Annotated in this window: 13 protein-coding genes; 2 read left to right on the top strand and 11 right to left on the bottom strand. The window is 72.6% G+C overall.

Annotated features, from left to right (window positions below; genetic code table 11):
• Positions 1–88: 88 nt before the first annotated feature.
• Positions 89–829 carry a hypothetical protein gene (locus D458_RS0116180; protein WP_017587798.1) on the top strand — a complete coding sequence of 247 codons (741 nt, stop codon included), beginning with the start codon at positions 89–91 and terminating at the stop codon, positions 827–829.
• A 299-nt stretch (positions 830–1,128) separates the two neighbouring features.
• Here D458_RS0116180 and D458_RS0116195 read toward each other — a convergent pair whose 3' ends face one another.
• The 6 genes from D458_RS0116195 to D458_RS0116220 all read right to left on the bottom strand — a co-directional run bounded on the left by D458_RS0116195 (position 1,129) and on the right by D458_RS0116220 (position 7,503).
• Positions 1,129–2,268 carry a PQQ-dependent sugar dehydrogenase gene (locus tag D458_RS0116195; protein ID WP_017587801.1) on the bottom strand — a complete coding sequence of 380 codons (1,140 nt, stop codon included), beginning with the start codon at positions 2,266–2,268 and terminating at the stop codon, positions 1,129–1,131.
• Positions 2,269–2,302: 34 nt separating this feature from the next.
• Positions 2,303–3,457 carry an FUSC family protein gene (locus D458_RS0116200; RefSeq protein ID WP_017587802.1) on the bottom strand — a complete coding sequence of 385 codons (1,155 nt, stop codon included), beginning with the start codon at positions 3,455–3,457 and terminating at the stop codon, positions 2,303–2,305.
• Positions 3,458–3,586: 129 nt separating this feature from the next.
• Positions 3,587–4,324 carry a polyamine aminopropyltransferase gene (locus tag D458_RS0116205; protein WP_040702508.1) on the bottom strand — a complete coding sequence of 246 codons (738 nt, stop codon included), beginning with the start codon at positions 4,322–4,324 and terminating at the stop codon, positions 3,587–3,589.
• A 72-nt stretch (positions 4,325–4,396) separates the two neighbouring features.
• Positions 4,397–4,996: an O-methyltransferase gene (locus D458_RS0116210; protein ID WP_026119359.1), complete on the bottom strand. Its 600-nt coding sequence runs from the start codon at positions 4,994–4,996 to the stop codon at positions 4,397–4,399.
• A 281-nt stretch (positions 4,997–5,277) separates the two neighbouring features.
• A complete protein-coding gene (locus D458_RS0116215; protein WP_017587805.1) occupies positions 5,278–5,982 on the bottom strand; it encodes a Crp/Fnr family transcriptional regulator in 705 nt (234 codons plus the stop codon).
• A 126-nt stretch (positions 5,983–6,108) separates the two neighbouring features.
• Complete coding sequence (locus tag D458_RS0116220) at positions 6,109–7,503, bottom strand: MFS transporter (RefSeq protein ID WP_239647968.1); 1,395 nt, start codon at positions 7,501–7,503, stop codon at positions 6,109–6,111.
• Positions 7,504–7,863: 360 nt separating this feature from the next.
• Here D458_RS0116220 and D458_RS0116230 point away from each other — a divergent pair, with 360 nt between their 5' ends.
• Positions 7,864–8,298, top strand: a complete 435-nt coding sequence (locus D458_RS0116230; RefSeq protein ID WP_026119360.1) for a VOC family protein — start codon at positions 7,864–7,866, stop codon at positions 8,296–8,298.
• A gap of 45 nt (positions 8,299–8,343) precedes the next feature.
• Here D458_RS0116230 and D458_RS0116235 read toward each other — a convergent pair whose 3' ends face one another.
• The 5 genes from D458_RS0116235 to D458_RS0116255 are packed head-to-tail and all read right to left on the bottom strand — an operon-like array spanning position 8,344 to position 15,936.
• Positions 8,344–9,504: a VWA domain-containing protein gene (locus tag D458_RS0116235; RefSeq protein ID WP_017587809.1), complete on the bottom strand. Its 1,161-nt coding sequence runs from the start codon at positions 9,502–9,504 to the stop codon at positions 8,344–8,346.
• Between the two features lie 11 nt (positions 9,505–9,515).
• Complete coding sequence (locus D458_RS0116240) at positions 9,516–11,801, bottom strand: DUF5682 family protein (protein WP_026119362.1); 2,286 nt, start codon at positions 11,799–11,801, stop codon at positions 9,516–9,518.
• Entirely contained in the window at positions 11,801–12,931 is a 1,131-nt protein-coding gene (locus tag D458_RS0116245) for an ATP-binding protein (RefSeq protein WP_017587811.1), read from the bottom strand. Before D458_RS0116245 ends, D458_RS0116240 begins: the two co-directional genes overlap by 1 nt.
• Positions 12,932–14,584 (bottom strand): DUF5691 domain-containing protein, encoded by a 1,653-nt coding sequence (locus tag D458_RS0116250; protein WP_017587812.1) that lies wholly within the window; start codon positions 14,582–14,584, stop codon positions 12,932–12,934. It lies immediately after the preceding gene.
• A complete protein-coding gene (locus D458_RS0116255) occupies positions 14,581–15,936 on the bottom strand; it encodes an SWIM zinc finger family protein (RefSeq protein WP_026119363.1) in 1,356 nt (451 codons plus the stop codon). Before D458_RS0116255 ends, D458_RS0116250 begins: the two co-directional genes overlap by 4 nt.
• Between the last annotated feature and the right edge of the window lie 140 nt (positions 15,937–16,076).

Here is a 16,076-nt window from a genome sequence, read left to right on the forward strand (position 1 = left end):
TGAGGCGGATTCTCCCCCTCGTCCGCGTGTTCCCCGGTCCCGGAGAAAGCCGTGTGGCGGGGCTGCCCCAGACACGGAAACGGACGGCATGGACGCTGAAGAGACCCAGGTCATGGCCAGGACCGGCCAGTTCACCACGACACTGAGCTGGGAGACCGCCGTCAGGAGCCGGGTCGCCGCCGCGGTCGACCGGTTCTCCGGCCCCCTGGCCGACCTCGCCGAGCGCGACGCCAACGACGGTGACACCCGGATGCTGGTCGCCGACTTCTTCGACGTCGGACTGAACTTCAGCAAGTACCAGGACCTGACCACGGAGTACCGCACCAGCGGGGACTCCATCGACTACGCGATCGTCCTGGACGGCAAGCTCTTCGCCCCGGTCGAGGTGCGGCGGATCGGCCAGGGGCTGGACCTGCGCAACATCCAGATGTCCCGGCGGCTGGCCGCGCAGGAGGGCGCGGAGTGGGTGTTCCTCACCAACGGCCGGGTCTGGCGGGTCTACCACCTGCGCCCCGACGGTGAGGGGCACGTCCCGGTCCCGGTCGTCGACATCGACCTCCTGGACGCGGAGGCCCACGACCGCAACGTCGACGGCCTGTTCCACCTGACCCGTGAGGCGGTGGAGCACGGCCGGCTGGACTCGCTGCGCCGGTGGTGTGAGGCGGCCGAGGCGGCACCGCTCGCGAAGACGCTGCTCAGTGAGGAGGTCGTCGCGGCGGTGCGCGCCCGGTTGCGTGAGGGCGCCGAACACCCGGGGCACCTCGGTGAGGACGACAGGATCCATCGTGTCCTCGCCGAGGAGATCCTCCCGGGCAACCTGCTCGGCTGATCACGGTGGCCCGTCCCGGGACCAGCGGTCCACCGCCGGTCCCGGGACCGTTCACGTGTCAGAGCTGGTGTGCCTCTGCCACACGACGGCGATGGCCGGCGCACCGGCGATGAACAGCAGCGCGACCGTACCGACGAGTCCGCCCACCGACGCACCCGTGACCGGAAGCTTCGGCTTGACGGCCGAGGGCTGCTCAGGTGTCGGGTCCGGGTCCGGGGCTCTCCGCGAGCGTGGACTCACCCGGGGCGACGCGGACGGCGGTGACGTCGTCGGTGCCGCTCACGCCCCGACGGCCGTCGTCACTCCAGCGGAACGCGCATGACGCGGTCGTCGTCATCGGCCGGGGAACCCCAGGAGTCCAGATTGCTGGTGCCCAACCACAGGGAGTCGCCGTCAGGATGGGTGACCACCGTGCGCAGGCGGCCGAACTCGTCGACGAAGTGCGGCTCGGGCTCGCCCACCGTCCCGTCACCGTTGAGCGGGATCTCCCAGAGGCGCGCGCCGCGCAGCGACGCCACGTACAACGAGTCCCCGGCGACAGCCGCGCCGCTCGGCGAGGCCTCGGCGGGCTCCCAGGTGACCAGCGGATCCGTGTACTCGTCACCGCCTCCGGGGCCCTCGACCACCGGCCAGCCGTAGTTGTCGCCCGGCTCGATCAGGTTGACCTCGTCCAGGGTGTCCTGACCGAACTCGGTCGCGTACAGGTTCTCCTCCTCGTCCCAGGCCAGACCCTGTACGTTGCGGTGCCCGTAGCTGTAGACGTGGTTGTCGAAGGGGTTGTCCGGCGCGGGGTCGCCGAGGGTGGTGATCCGCAGGATCTTCCCGCCCAGGGAGTCGGTGTCCTGGGAGCTGTCCGTGTCCTGGGCGTCCCCCGTGGCCACGTACAGGTACCCGTCGGGGCCGAAGGCGATCCGGCCGCCGTTGTGGTTGGTCGCGGCCGGGACACCGTCCAGGATCACCTCGGTGTCGCCGAGGGAGTCGGCGTCGGCGTCGTACTCCACCCGGCTGACCCGGTTGTCCGAGTCGGTCGTGTAGTAGACGTACGCGTAGGGCTCCTCGGGGAAGTCCGGGTCCAGGGCCAGGCCGAGCAGGCCACCCTCGCCGCCGTGCGCCACCCCGTCGATCGTGCCGGCCTCGGAGGTCTGCCCGTCCGGGGCCACGCGGGCCACGACCGCCGAGTCGCGTTGGGCGACCAGCGCGGAGCCGTCGGGGAGGAAGTCGATCCCCCACGGGACCTCGAGATCGGTGGCGATGTCCTCGGGCTGCCCCGGGGCGAGGGCCCCGGATCCGGCGGACCCCCCGTTCTCCGTGCCCTCCCCCGGGCCCGCACCGCCGGCCCCGGTGGTGGAACAGCCGCTCACGAGAAGGGCCGCGCCCAGGAGGGAGAGGGTTCGTACGCCGGTTCTGTTCTTCCGTGTGCGTGCGGGTGTCCGTTCCATGTCCGAACCCTGCCCACTCGGCACGCGCGTACCCTCACCCGCGGTCCGAGGGCGCGCTCTCCCCGCGCGTGCTGTTGTCGTAGCCCTGGTTGACCTCCTCGAAGAGCCGTTCGACATCGGTGACCAGGGCGCTGTAGACCGGCCAGTTCTCGTCGTCCCAGCTCTCGCGCATCCTGGTCCGTTCCTCGTCCACCAGCCGCAGCGCCTCGTCGACCCTGGCACACAGTTCCGCGGAGGGCTCCGGGTATTCGGGCTCCTCGGCGTCGTACACGGCCTGGAGGATGCCCGAGGCGTGGTCGAGCAACGGGGCGTACTCGCGGAGGAAGGCATCGTCCGGCCCGGGGAAGCGCGATCCCTCGCCCGTGGTGGAGCGCAGGGTCCGGACGATGGACTGCACGTGCCGGGAGGACCGGCTCAACGCGGAGATCCAGCCCTGGTAGTTGTCCAGGACGGCGGGGTCGGGACGGCGCCCGGTGAGCAGGAGCCTCGGGTTGAGCCGGAGCCGCTCCTCCTGTCGTCGGACCGCCTCCTCGGCGTTGCGGACGGTGCCGTCGAGTCCGCCGCAGGCTCGTCCCCAGTGGTCCAGGTTCATGCCGTCCCTCCCTTCGCGCAGGCCCTCGGCCATCTCGCCGGTCAGGGAGCGCAACCCGTCCGCGAGGTCCAGGACCGCGTTCTCGGCGTCACGGAACCGGATGGCGGGAGCGAGCACCGCGTTGACGACCAGGGCGGAGGCGGCGCCCAGACAGACCATCAGCAGGAGGTATCCCAGGTCGGAGGCGCTTCCCGCCGTGCCGCCCGCCAGCGCGAAGGCCGCGACCACGGGCAGCTGGGTGCCCTGCGTGCCGAACCACCGCGCCTGTCCGGCGATCAGCGCGACCAGGACCAGCAGGGGGAACGACCACAACTGCGGGCCCACCGTGAGTCCGACCAGCCCGGCGAGCAGGGCTCCGGCGAAGACCGCCGCGATGTAGCGGGACGACTGGAGCACCGAGCCGTACACGCTCGGCCGGACCACGAGCAGGGCGGTGAAGGGCGCGAACCCGATCTGGGAGGTGGCCCCGATGAGGGTGCCCACCCACCAGGCCAGAGTCGCGGCCAGTACGCACTTGATGATGACGACGGCGGTCTCGCGCTCGAATCCGCGCCGTTGGCGAGCGCGCCGGACCCCGTCCCTCAGTCTGTCCAACATCCCTGATCCCCCGCTCTGGTTCGCTTCCACCACACCGTTACCCCGTTTCCAGTTACGGGAGTTTCAGCCGCGCCGGAAGGGACGGATGCGCTTGTGTCGGACCACACGCGAAGACGCCGGGGGCGGTTGTCAGCCGGAGGCGGGAGCCGTGGCCAGGTACACCGTGTTGGTGGCGGGCTGCTCCTGGTAGGGGTTGGGGAAGCTCACCACCTCGGCGCGCACGTCCGTGAAGTGCTCGCGCAGCACGTCCGTGTAGTCCTCGTCCGGCGGGTCGTTGGACCACAGGGCGAAGACCCCGCCGGGGTGCAGGTGGGCCAGGAGGCGGCGGACCCCGTCGGGCTCGTAGAAGGGCGCGTGCGCGGGGTTCAGCAGGTGGCGCGGCGAGTGGTCGATGTCCACGACCACGGCGTGGAAGCGTCGGCCGGGGTGCTCGGGGTCCAGGTCCTCCCCCGCGGCGAGGGCGAAGAAGTCGCCCTGGGCCAGCGCGCAGCGGGTGTCGGCGGTGAGCCGCTTCCCCGCCGGGATGAGCTCGGCCTCGTGCCAGGCCACCACCTCGGGCAGGGCCTCGACCACCACCAGGGAGCGGACGTCGGGGTCGTCGAGCACGGTCAGGGCGGTGTGCCCGAGCCCCAGGCCTCCGACCACCACGTCGTACCCGCCGTCGGGGACGGGCGCGCGGTGCAGCTCGGCCAGGGCGAGCCGGGCCACGTCGATCTCACCCTGGACGAACAGGCTGGACATGAGGAAGTCGTCGTCGAGCTTGATCTCGTGGACCTCGGCCTTGGCCATCGGATCCCATCGCACACGGAGACTGATCACGCCCATGGGTGTGGGCCGCCAGTCGAGTTCCTGGAAACGCAGGTTCACGGTGCCCCCGGTCGGTTCGCGCACACGGTCGCGTGCCCTTACGACCCTAGGGCGTGAGCAGCCGCCACCGCTCTATTTGCGGACCATGACCAGAACACCGCAGGACCAGCCGAGCAACGGGAGGCGCTCCCAGCCGGAACGGGACTCCAGGTTCTCGACGAGGGCCTCCACCGCCAGGCAGTGGTCCTCCGGCACAGAGGCGCCCGCGGGTTGGCGTGCGAGGTCGTCCACCACGTAGAACCCGCCCCGGTCCACCAGGGCGAGCGCCTCGTCGAGGTGGGTGAACTTGCCCGGCCAGGTGTCGGCGAAGACCAGGTCGTAACCGGGACCGTCGTCGGTGGCGCGTGCGCTCAGCCACTCGCCGCCGTCGGCCTCGAAGATCGTCACCCTGGGGTCCGCCGTGTGGTGGCGCCGGGCCACGCCCAGGCACTCGGGGTCGTTGTCGAGGGTGTCCAGCCGGGCCCGCTCGTCCATCCCGGCCAGCAGCCAGGCGGTTCCGGCCCCGGTCCCGGTGCCGAGCTCCAGGATCCGTCCGCCGGGCTTGGACGCGACGAGGGCCCGCAGGAGCTGCCCGACCGCCTCCTCGCAGGACATGCTGAAACCGATGCCCTCGGTGTCGCTCTCGATCGCGTCGAGGGTGGCGGGGCGCCGGCTGGTCGGGGTCGCTGCCACGGGGACCACTCTCCGTTCGGTGGGTCGGGTCAGCCCAGGCTATGCCGGAGAGGGTGGTGTTGTCAGGGAGGTTCCGCCAGGTCGGACGGGGGCTGTCGGAACGGTGCCGTCCTCACCGTTCCGACAGCCCTGCCGCGCTTCTCCGCACAGGAGAGGGCACCGGGGGAGGAGGCGGCGCTGGCCGTGCGGAGGCGGGGCCGGGCGTGATGCCCGAGTGGATTGTGTCGCCTTCGGGTCCTGTGGACCACCGACCAGTCGGCAATTCGGCCGGGAAAGGTTCACTAAGCGGCTTCGTAGACCCCGTTCAGGCCCTCCATGTCCACGATCACCACGTTCTTGTAGCTGGTGAGCAGGAGCCCCTTCGCCCGGAAGCGGCGGATCGCGTTGCCGACCGCGTCCGTGCGCGCACCGATGAGTTTCCCCAGATCGGTGTGGGAGAGCCGGACCCCCAGATGGACACCCCTCTCGGTGGGGACCCCGTGGCGCCGGGCCATGTCGACCAGGACCCGGGCCACCCTGGCCTCGACCTCGTAGCCCGCGAACTCCGCCCGCTGGCGGTCCGCGCACTCCTGGCGCTCGGCCGTCACGGCGATCATCGCCCGCCACGCGTCGGAGTGCTGTTCCAGGAAACCCTCGAAGACCTGGTGCGGGTAGACCCGGACCGTCAACGGGGCACACGAGGTGACCGTGGCCGTGGGCCGGGTCTCCCGGAACATGCTGAGCTCACCGACCAGGTCGCCCCACCGCCGGATCCCGAACATCGCCTCGGTGCCGTTGCGCAGCACGGACGTGATCGTGACGCACGCAGGGTCCGCCGAGGCCCCGTACCCCGGCGGACCCAGGAGCATGACCTGTTCCTCCGCGTCCCCCTGGGTGATGAGGACGCGGTTGGCGGGCAGGCTCCGCGGCCGCGCGAGCGAGAGGAACCGGGCCGCGCTCCGGGGTTCGAGCCTGGACATGAAGCTGCCCGGCGGCCAGTCGGTCATGCGTCCTCCCCCGTCATCCCCACCATGGTGCCCGGGTGGTACCCGGTTCCGCCAAGGAAGCACGGAAAACAAGGCATCTTGTTATCTCCCGACAACCCCCAGGTCAGGGCGGCCACCCGGTGGCTGTCACCGCCAGGTGGTGACCCGTGCGCGCGGAGTACGGGTCAGGGCGAGGACAGCGAGCACCACCAGCAGGACGAACCCGACGAGGACCAGGGCGACACCGTGCAGGGCCCCGGTGAACCCGGGACCGTCGAGCCGGCCGCCGGTGAGGACGGCCAGGGCCGCGCCCACAGCGGCGATGGAGACGGTTTCGAGGCTCAGCCGGGTCGCGTTGAACACCCCGGCCGCGGTGCCCACCCGCTCGGGCGGAACCGCACCCAGACCCAGGCCGTCGATCATCCCTCCGGTGAGACCCACACCCGTACCCACCAGCAGGAACGGGAGCAGCACCGACCACGGGGTGGCGTCCGGGCCCAGCGTGGTGAAGCCGAGGACGCCCGCGCCCAGAAGCAGGAGCGCGCCGACGACCACCCCCGTGTGCGGGAGCCGGTTGGCCAGCTCCGCGCCGACCGCGGGCAGGAGCAGGGTCGGAACGGTCAGGAACAGCAACCAGAGCCCCGCCGTGCCCGGGCCCAGCCCGACCACGTTGATCAGGTAGGAGGGCAGGTAGACCAGAAGCGGCACCAGCACCGACATGAAGGTCGCCGCGGCCAGGGCGTAGGCCACGAACCTCCGGTTGGCCAGCAGGCCGACGTCGACCAGCGGCTCCTGCCGCCGCCGCTCCACCACGACGAACAGCCCGAACAGGACCACGGCCGGGACCAGGAACGCCACGAGCGCGGGAAGCCCCCGGCTGGGTCCCTCGACCAGCCCGCCGATCAGGCTGAGCAGCGCCGCGGTGAACAGCGCGCCGCCGAGCCAGTCCACGGACCGCCCGTCGCCGCACATCGCGGGCACCCTCGTGACCAGCAGCAGCACCAGACCGGCCACCAGCGCGGGCCCTGCGAAGGCGAACCGCCAGCCCAGGTTCTCGACCAGCAGCCCCGCCACCGCGGGCCCGAAGGCGGTGCCCGCGCCCAGAACGGTCCCGAGCAGGCCGAAGGCCCTCGCCCGGGCCGGCCCCTCGAAGGTCAGAGCGAGCATCGAACCCCCTCCGGCCACCGCGGCGGCCGCCCCGGCCCCGCCCAGGGCCCGCAGCGCGACCAGCGCCCCGATGTCCTGCACGAGCAGGCACAGCAGACCGCAGACGAAGAAGAGGGCCACCCCGAAGGCGTAGACCCGGCGCCGCCCGACCGCGTCCGCGATCGACCCGGCGCTCACCAGGAAGGCGGCGAAACAGGCGTTGTAGGAGTTGACCACCCACTGCGCCGACGTGAGCCCGACGCCGAGGCCGCGTTGGATGTCGGGCAGCGCGACCGAGGCCCCGGTCAGGGACAGCGGGAGGAGAAGTGTCGACAGGAGAACGGTGACGAGCACGATCGTGCCGCCGCCCCTACCGTCGTTCGGAGGAGTTTTCACGGGTACATCCGGTGTGTTTCGAAGGACACCGGGCAGCCCGAAGGACCGCACCGGCTTGGAAGCTGATGCGGCGGTCAGGACGTGAGGTGGGTCAGGCCGCCGCTAGAGGGCGGCCAGCTCTTTCGCGAGCGGCATGGAATGCAGGTTAACCCCGGCCGGGACGCCCTGGCCAAGGGTTTTTCCGAGAGGGCGGGAGGGCAGTCCTGGCAGGTCCAGAGCCTGCGCGGGGGTCGACACGACGTTCGCGTCTCGGTCTCCGGTGCGGTGCTGGGCTCCACGGGTGCGGCGCTGGCGAGACGCCTGTCGCCCCGGGCGTAAAAGTACTTTCGGGTGTCAGCGGTACGCCGCTACGGTGGCCCGATGACTGCGATCATGGATATTCAGGTCACCTTCGACTGCGCGGAGCCGATGCGCGTCGGCCGGTTCTGGTGCGAGGTGCTGGGGTACGTCGAGCCGCCGGTTCCGGAGGGGTTCGCGAGCTGGGACGAGTTCGACAGCTCGCTGCCGCCTGAGCAGCAGGGTTCCGCGTTCGCCTGCGTCGACCCCACAGGAGCCCGGCCGCGGCTGTACTTCCAGCGGGTCCCCGAGGGCAAGACCACCAAGAACCGCGTGCACCTCGACGTCCGGGCCGGTGCCGGGCTCGTCGGAGAGGAACGCCTCTCCACGCTCCAGGCCGAGCGCGCCCGGCTGGAGGAGCTCGGCGCGACATGCGTGCGGGTGATGGAGGCTGACGAGGTCAACGAGTCCTGCATCACGATGCAGGACATCGAGGGCAACGAGTTCTGCCTCGACTGAGGACCCGGGCGGGGCCGCAGGGGGTCCGGCCCCGCCCGGGCGGGATCACTCGTCCAGGTGCTTGTCGACCCAGGCGTCCAGCGGCTGGCCCTGGATGGCCGCCGCCATCAGGTCGGGGAACGCGTCCGGGGTGCAGGCGAAGGCCGGGACTCCCAGATCGGCCAGGGCCGACGCGTTCTGGCGGTCGTAGGAGGGGGCGCCCTCGTCGGACAGGGCCAGCAGCACCACCACCTGGACGCCGGCTGACTTCATCGCCGCCACCCGCTTGAGCATCTCCGCGCGGACGCCGCCCTCGTAGAGGTCGCTGATCAGCACGAAGATCGAGTCCTGGGGGCGGTCGATCAGGCCCTGGCTGTAGGCGATCGCCTTGTTGATGTTGGTACCGCCCCCGAGCTGGGTGCCGAAGAGGACCTCGACGGGGTCGGTGAGCTCCTCGGTGAGGTCGACGACGGCGGTGTCGAAGACCACCAGGGAGGTCTTCAGGGTGCTCATCGACGCGAGCACGGCCCCGAACACACTGGCGTAGACGACGGAGGAGGCCATCGAGCCGCTCTGGTCGATGGCCAGGACGACGTCCTTCTGCACCCCCTGGCTCCGGCGCCCGTACCCCACGAGGGTCTGCGGGATCACCGTGTTGTGTTCGGGCAGGTAGTGCGCGAGGTTGCGGCGGATGGTCGCGTTCCAGTCGATGTCCGCGACCCGGCGGGGGCGGTGGGTGCGGGCCGAGCGGTCGATCGCCCCGCGGATCACGGACCGGGTCTTCTGGGCCACGCGCTTCTCGAGGTCGTCGACCACCTTGCGCACGATGACACGGGCGCTCTCGCGGGCCTCCGCGGGCATCACCCGGTTGAGGGAGAGCAGGGTCCCGACGAGGTGCACGTCGGGTTCGACCGCCTCCATCATCTCGGGTTCGAGGAGGAGCTGGTGGAGGCCGAGCCGCTCCATGGCGTCGGACTGCATCACCTGGACGACGGAGGACGGGAAGTACTCCCGGATGTCCCCCAGCCAGCGGGAGACACGGGGCGCCGAACCGCTGAGATCGCCCCCGCGTTCGTCTCCCTGTACCGGGGAGTCGCCCCGGTTGTACAGGGCGGCGAGTGTCGAGTCCATCGCCTGGTCGCTGCCGGTCAGGGTCGCGCACTGGGACTGCGCGCCGAGGACCAGCCGCCAGCGGCGGGCCCTCTCGCTGACGGCGGAGTCCTCCACTGCTTCCACGCTCACGCGCTGCTCCCTTCCAGTAGGGCCGTCACGGCCGCGACCGCCGGGGCCGCACGGCGGGTGTCGATGGGGCGCCGGACACGGGTGGCCGTGGTCCGGCCACCGTCGGCCCTGGTCACGGCCGCGCCGATCTCCTGGCGTTCGGGCCCGCCGAAGGCACCGAAGGTACGGCGGAGCAGCGGCAGGACGGCGGTGAACCGTTCCTCGGACAGGCTGAGCAGCCACGTGTCGATGAGGCCGAGCAGCTGTTCGTCGTGGACCAGGATCAGCCCGCTGCCCTGGAGGAACCCCTCCAGCCAGGCGGCGGCGCGGGTGGGCTCGGTACCGGGCGACATCGCCAGACCGAGCCTGCGGCGCAGCTCCTCCGGGGCGATCCGGCCGGAGTCGGCGAGGATGCGGTTGACCCGTCCGGCGATCCGGCCCGGGACGCTGTCCCGGCCGGCCAGGGACTCGAGGGCGTCCGTCCAGGCGCGGGCGTCCTCATCGAGGAGCCCGGCCGCGCTGTGCGTCCGGTCGATGGCCTTGACGAACGCGGCCGCCGCGTCGTCGTCCAGCCCCCGGACCGCGGGGGCCAGTCCCACGCACACCCGGGCCAGCAGCTGGCGGGCGACCGCGCGCAGGTGGGCGCTGTCGGTCCCCCGCACGTCCCCGTAGCGGGCCGAGCGGGCCAGCGGCGGCAGCGCCGACATCAGGTGGGTGATGTCGCTGTCGGTGGCGGCCCGGTCGGTGAGCAGGGCGAGCACGTCCGGGAGCGCGTCGCCCAGCTCGGCGAACAGGCACTGTTCGGTGAGCGCGGTCAGGGTGGGCAGTTCGGCGTCGGCGGCGATCTCCACCACCCGGGCGGTGGCCGCGGAGGCCACCGTGGTCCCCCACGGCGCGGCCTCGATCAGCGCGACGTCCATGTCGGGTTCCCAGCGCAGCCGCCAGGACTCGCGGAAGGTTCCGCGGGACCTGCCCTCGGCGGTGCGCGGCACGCCCCACTCGACTCCGAGCATCCGCAGCCGGTGCAGCAGCACGCTGCGTTCGCGCTGGCCGTCCTTGCGCAGATCGAGGTCGAGGTCGCGGTCGAAGGCCTCCGGTTTGAGGCGGAGCCTTTTCTGCGCGGCCCTCAGGTCGCGCTGCAACGGCACCATGGGGGTGTCCGGGGGCACGGAACCGAGCCGTTCACCGATCACCATCCGCCCGTGGACCAGGGCCGCCCGGGCCTGCTCGCCCTCGCAGAGGACGGCGGTGACCGCTTCGGAGACCTCGTCGATCCCGGCCAGGGGCCGCCCGCGCAGCACGGCGAGGCTCTCCGCGAGCCGCACGCCCTCGATGACGTGGGAGGAGGAGACCGGCTGGCCCTCCTCGCGCAGGATCCGGGCGGCGTCGGTCAGCCACCGGTGGATCGGCAGATCGGGTGCGGTGAACAGGTGGTGATACCAGCCGGGCGAGGTCACACCGGCGCCGTAGCCGCTGGCGGTGGCGAGCCGACCGTGCGTCCACGGCACCCAGGTGGCGGTGGTCTTCACCTTGGGCAGCCCCTTGAGCAGGGCGGTGTCGTTCTTGACCGGGTAGTCGGAGAGGTCGCGCAGGGCGGGCGCGTGCCAGGCGCCGCACACCACCGCCACCCGCTCGTACCCCTCCTTGAGCACGGCGCGCAGCGTCTGGCGCATGTACGCCTCGCGGCACGCGTCCCGGCCGGTCTCGGGCCCGGACTCGGCGCGGACGGCGGCCATGGCGTCGGCGATCGCGGGGAAGGGCGAGGGCTCGCCGTCACCGCGCTGTTCCACGACGTCGTCCCACCAGCGTTCGGCGTCGTCGTATCCGGCGGCCTCGGCGAGCACCCCGAGCGGATCGGCACGGACCCCGGATGCTTCCCGGTTCCCCTCTTCCTCACCGCTGTCCGACGAACCCTGCTCCGCGGCCTCCGCCCGCTCGATCCGTTCCGCGAGCGTGTGGGCGGCGGGCAGGTCGCAGAAGCGCACCGGCACGCCGCGCCCGTGCGCGTGGACCAGGGCGGCCCACTCCGGGGAGAAGGACGCGAACGGCCAGAATCCCCAGCCCTCCTTGGAGCGCACCGTCCCCGCCCTGGGGGTGTCGGCCAGGTGGACCAGCAGCGCCACCGGCGGTTCCAGACCGCCCACCAGGGAGGTGATCGCGTCGGCCTCGGGCGGGCCCTCGATCAGCACGATGTCCGGCTTGATCTCGTCCAGGGCGGCCGCCACGGCCCGGGCCGAACCCGGACCGTGGTGGCGGACACCGAGGACACTCACCTTGTCTGTGTCCGGTCGGGCTCGTCCCATCAGGCGCCCACCTCGCGGCAGGCCCGGTAGAAGTCGCCCCAGCCGTCGCGCTCGCGGGCGACGGTCTCCAGGTACTCGCGCCACACGACCCCGTCGGAGACCCGGTCCTGGACGACGGCGCCCTGGATCCCGGCGGCGACGTCCGCGGGCCGCAGCTGTCCGTCACCGAAGTGGGCGGCGAGCGCGATCCCGTTGGTGATCACCGAGATCGCCTCGGCGGTGCTGAGGGTGCCGCTGGGCGACTTGACCCTGGTGGTGTTGTCCTCGGTGACCCCGGAGCGCAGCTCCCGGAAGACGGTCACCACCCGCTGGATCTCGGTGAGGCTGGTGGGCACCTCGGGCAGTTCCAGGGACCGTCCGAGCTGCTCCACCCGCTGGGTGACGATGCGGACCTCGTCCTCCGCGCTGTCCGGGACGGGCAGCACCACGGTGTTGAAACGGCGGCGCAGCGCGCTGGACAGGTCGTTGACGCCGCGGTCGCGGTCGTTGGCGGTGGCGATGATGTTGAACCCGCGCCGGGCCTGCACCTCGATGCCGAGTTCGGCGACGGGCAGAGCCTTCTCCGACAGCACGGTGATGAGGCCGTCCTGCACGTCGGAGGGCATGCGGGTGAGCTCCTCGATACGGCCGATGGAGCCGCGCGCCATGGCGGTCATCACCGGGCTGGGCACCATCGCTGCCTCGGAGGGGCCCTCGGCGAGCAGCCGGGCGTAGTTCCAGCCGTACCGGACGGCCTCCTCGGAGGTGCCCGCGGTGCCCTGGACCAGCAGGGTGGAGTCGCCGGAGACCGCCGCCGCGAGGTGTTCGGACAGCCAGGTCTTGGCGGTTCCGGGGACACCGATGAGCAGCAGGGCGCGGTCGGTGGCGAGGGTGGCCACGGCCACCTCGACCACGCGGCGCGAGCCGATGTACTTGGGCGTGATCTCGGTGCCGTCGTCCAGGGTGGTGCCCAGCAGGTACTGGGTGACCGCCCACGGGGACAGCTGCCACCCCGGGGGGCGCTGGCGGTCGTCGGCCCCGGCCAGTGCCTCGAGCTCGGCGGCGTAGGTCTGCTCGGCGTGGGGCCGGAGCGCGCCGGACAGTTCTTCGGGGGTACCGGACGACGGGTGGGCGGTGGCGGAGGTGGTCAACTAGAGCTCCCTGTGCATGTCGAGCCGGAATCGGAGGGTTTCGCGGAGGTGGAGGTAGGCGTGGCCCTCCTCCTCGTGGGGTGGTTGTTCGGGCAGGAGGTCGAGGTGTTCGGGCGGCATGTGCTCGGCGACGGCCTCGCAGAGGAACCGGTAGCCGCGGGCGTCCCTCCTCGAGAGCGGTCGGGCCAGGCGGCGGACGACCTCCTCGGAGAGCTCACGGGTCCACGGGGCGCCGACGGCGTGCAGGACCTGGCCCAGGACGCCCCTCTCCCCGGAGAAGTCGCTGTTCCAGCCGCTGTCGGTGTGGGGGGTCAGATCGGTCTGCTCCGCGGGGTCGTCGGCGGGGCCGAGCGCGGCCAGGACCGCGGCGCAGCGCTCGTCACCCGGCAGCGCGGCGAACAGCTCCCTGGTGCGCGGCCAGTGCCGGCTCATGGCACCGGAGCGGAGCAGCTGGGCCAGTCCCGACCCGGGGTGGTCGAGGAGGGCCCGTGCCCAGTCGGGGTCGGCCTGGAGGCAGACGGCGTCGGCGAGGGCCTCGCGCAGGTCCCGCTCCTCCTCGGCCAGGTTCAGCACCCCGGTGGGGTCGAGCCGCAGGCGCTCGGTCCAGGTGTCCAGCGGCGCGTGTGTGACCAGGACACGGCCGAGTTCCCAGCGCTCCTGGCGGGACCTCGGCCACTTCTTCGGCGGCACCAGGGCGAGGTCGCGCAGCTGGTCCGCGGCCGTGACGTCCATGTCGACGATGTCCACGGCACGCGGGGCGCCGCGCCCGCCGCTCAGCTGTCGGTCCAGGTGTTCGCGCAGGTGGGAGCGGAGGCGGTGGGCGTGGGCGCTGTCGGGCAGCCGGGTGAGCAGGGTCAGGGCGAGGCCGCGCACGTTGGCGCTGCGGTCGTCCAGGGCCTGGTCGAGCACCGCCTCGTCGTCGGGTCCGAGGTTGACCGTCAGGGCCTCGAGGAGTCCGCGCCGCTCCTCACCCCTGTTCTCCGAGGGCCAGGCGGCGGCGAGGAGGTCCCGGGCCGCGGCCGGGTCGGTGGCGCGCAGGGCGAACAGGGTCCGGCGCCGCTCGGCGGGGGTGCCGTGGTGCCAGGCCCGGTCGGTGTGGACGTCGGTGGCCAGGGGTTCGCGGGCGATGAAGGACCACGCGCTGTTGAAGGAGGCCAGCCAGGTGCCGCGCCGACCGACGGCGGTGGCGACGAGGGGGCGCAGGCTGCTGTCCCGGGAGGCGCGTTCGAGCAGGTCGGGGGTCTGTGTGTGGCTGACCCGCCGTCCGCCCCGGACCGCCAGGTCCAGCCACTCGGGCAGGAGCTCGGGGCGGTTGGCGAGGATGGCGTCCAGCCGGTGGGCGGCGTCCGCTCCGACCTGGGGCCGGGGGTCGGGCTCGTCGGGGGTGACGGGTTCGGCGGTGTGCGCGGTGTACCCGGCGCGGGTGCGCACGGTGTCGACGGCGACCAGGTCCAGCAGGCCGGCGGCGCCCGCGCGACGGCTTCGGGGCAGGTCGGGCAGGTGCGGGACGGCTCGGCGGGAGGTGCCGACCAGCGCGGTGGAGACCAGGCGGTCCCAGGAGGGGGTCTCGACGGAGGGGGCTTCGGGAGAGGGGTGCGCGGGGGTCCTGGTGTCGGGGGTCGGGGGGACTTCGGCTGTTCGGGGGTCGTTCACAGGGAGACTGCCTTTCCGTCGGCGTCCCACACGGTCATGGGGCTCAGGCCGGTGCCCGGCGACCATTCGGCGGCGATGGTGGCGGGGCGGCCGCCGGTGACCGCGAGGAGCCGCCACAGCTCGCCGCTGTCCATGGGCAGGGAGGCCCCGGTGGGGTCGGCCAGGTGCCAGCCCTCGCCCCGGGCGGGGACCGCGTTCTCCAGGACCACGGGCCAGGCCTCCAGCCAGGGGTCCTCGGCCAGGGCCGCGGCGTAGGAGTCCAGGGCCTGGTCGACGGTGCCGCCGGGCGGCGGCGAGGCGGGGCGTTCGGTCAGTGCTCCGGCCCGAACCGCTCTGCGGCCGTCCGGGTGGAAGGCGAGTTCGCCCTCGGCCTCGGTGCCGGGCCGGAAGGGGGAGTCCGGGGTATGGGTGGGGCGGGCGTAGGTCAGGGAGAGGGCGTACCGGCCGGTGGCGGCCCCGCGCAGCCACTGGCGGCGGCTGCGCATGCCGTCGGGGGTGAGGCTGTCCCGGTGGCCGAGGACCCGCCAGGTGTCCTGGACCCGTTCCCCGGTCGCCAGGACCTCCTCGGTACGGGTGCTGATCCCCACCCGGGCGCGCAGTACGGCCCGGGAGCGGAGCTTGGTCCGGGTGCGCGCGTCGTCCGAGGAGTGGGGCCCGGTCCCGGCGACGGCTTCGGCGCCGGAGGCCGTGTCGGCCCCGGAATCGGCCCCGGCGGTCGCCAGGTAGCCGTCGACCAGCAGGTGCAGCATGCCGAGGCGCTCCAGGAGGCGGTCCGGCCAGCGGTCCCCGCCGTCCCTGCCGCCGCTCCTGCCCCCGGTCTGGGGCAGCTGGGTGACCAGGGAGGCCGCACCGCCGGCCTTGGCGTCCACCAGGCGTTTGGCCATCCGGTCCCAGTGGTCGTAGCCGAGTTCGGGGATCTCGGCGAGGCCGCCCTCGACCTGGTCGTGCAACCACAGCCGGAGCTCCTCCAGCCCGGCGGTGACCGCCCGGTCCCGTGCCCGCAGGGTGGCGGCGGCCTTCTCCGGGTCGGCCGGGGCGGGGGCCGCGGCGCCGGTCGCTCGCTCCTGTCGGGCGACGCGGCCCGTGAGCCACTTGGTGACCCATTCGGGCCGGTCCTCGCGGTCCTCCACCGTGCCCTGGCTCCACAGGGAGAGCAGGCCGAGGACGTGTTTGCAGGGGATCTTCCGGCTGGGGCAGCTGCACTTGTAGGCGGGTCCCTTGTCCCCGTCCAGGTGCGCCGCGGCCAGATAGGGCTTGGCCCCGCTCCCCTTGCACTCACCCCAGACGGCCGAGGCTCCGCCGCCGTCGGCGACGACCACGCCGCTCTGGGGCCACGATCCCGGCTTGGCCACCTTGAGCGCGGCCTTGCGTGATGAGGGGTCCGGAGCCAGAGCCCAGACTTCGTCGGTACTCCATCGATCGCTCACACAGGCAACTCTAGGGAGCACCACTGACAATCCGGGGCCCTCACGACACCGCCCGGCGCCGGACA

Origin of the sequence: Nocardiopsis ganjiahuensis DSM 45031 (assembly GCF_000341085.1) — a bacterium.
Lineage (GTDB): Bacteria > Actinomycetota > Actinomycetes > Streptosporangiales > Streptosporangiaceae > Nocardiopsis > Nocardiopsis ganjiahuensis.

What these genes read in the sequence shown, in the direction of transcription:
- D458_RS0116180 (WP_017587798.1), top strand. Translation starts at nt 89, where the DNA reads ATGGACGCTGAAGAGACCCAGGTCATGGCCAGGACCGGCCAGTTCACC.
- D458_RS0116195 (WP_017587801.1), bottom strand. Translation starts at nt 2,268, where the DNA reads ATGGAACGGACACCCGCACGCACACGGAAGAACAGAACCGGCGTACGA.
- D458_RS0116200 (WP_017587802.1), bottom strand. Translation starts at nt 3,457, where the DNA reads ATGTTGGACAGACTGAGGGACGGGGTCCGGCGCGCTCGCCAACGGCGC.
- D458_RS0116215 (WP_017587805.1), bottom strand. Translation starts at nt 5,982, where the DNA reads ATGACCGACTGGCCGCCGGGCAGCTTCATGTCCAGGCTCGAACCCCGG.
- D458_RS0116230 (WP_026119360.1), top strand. Translation starts at nt 7,864, where the DNA reads ATGACTGCGATCATGGATATTCAGGTCACCTTCGACTGCGCGGAGCCG.
- D458_RS0116240 (WP_026119362.1), bottom strand. Translation starts at nt 11,801, where the DNA reads ATGGGACGAGCCCGACCGGACACAGACAAGGTGAGTGTCCTCGGTGTC.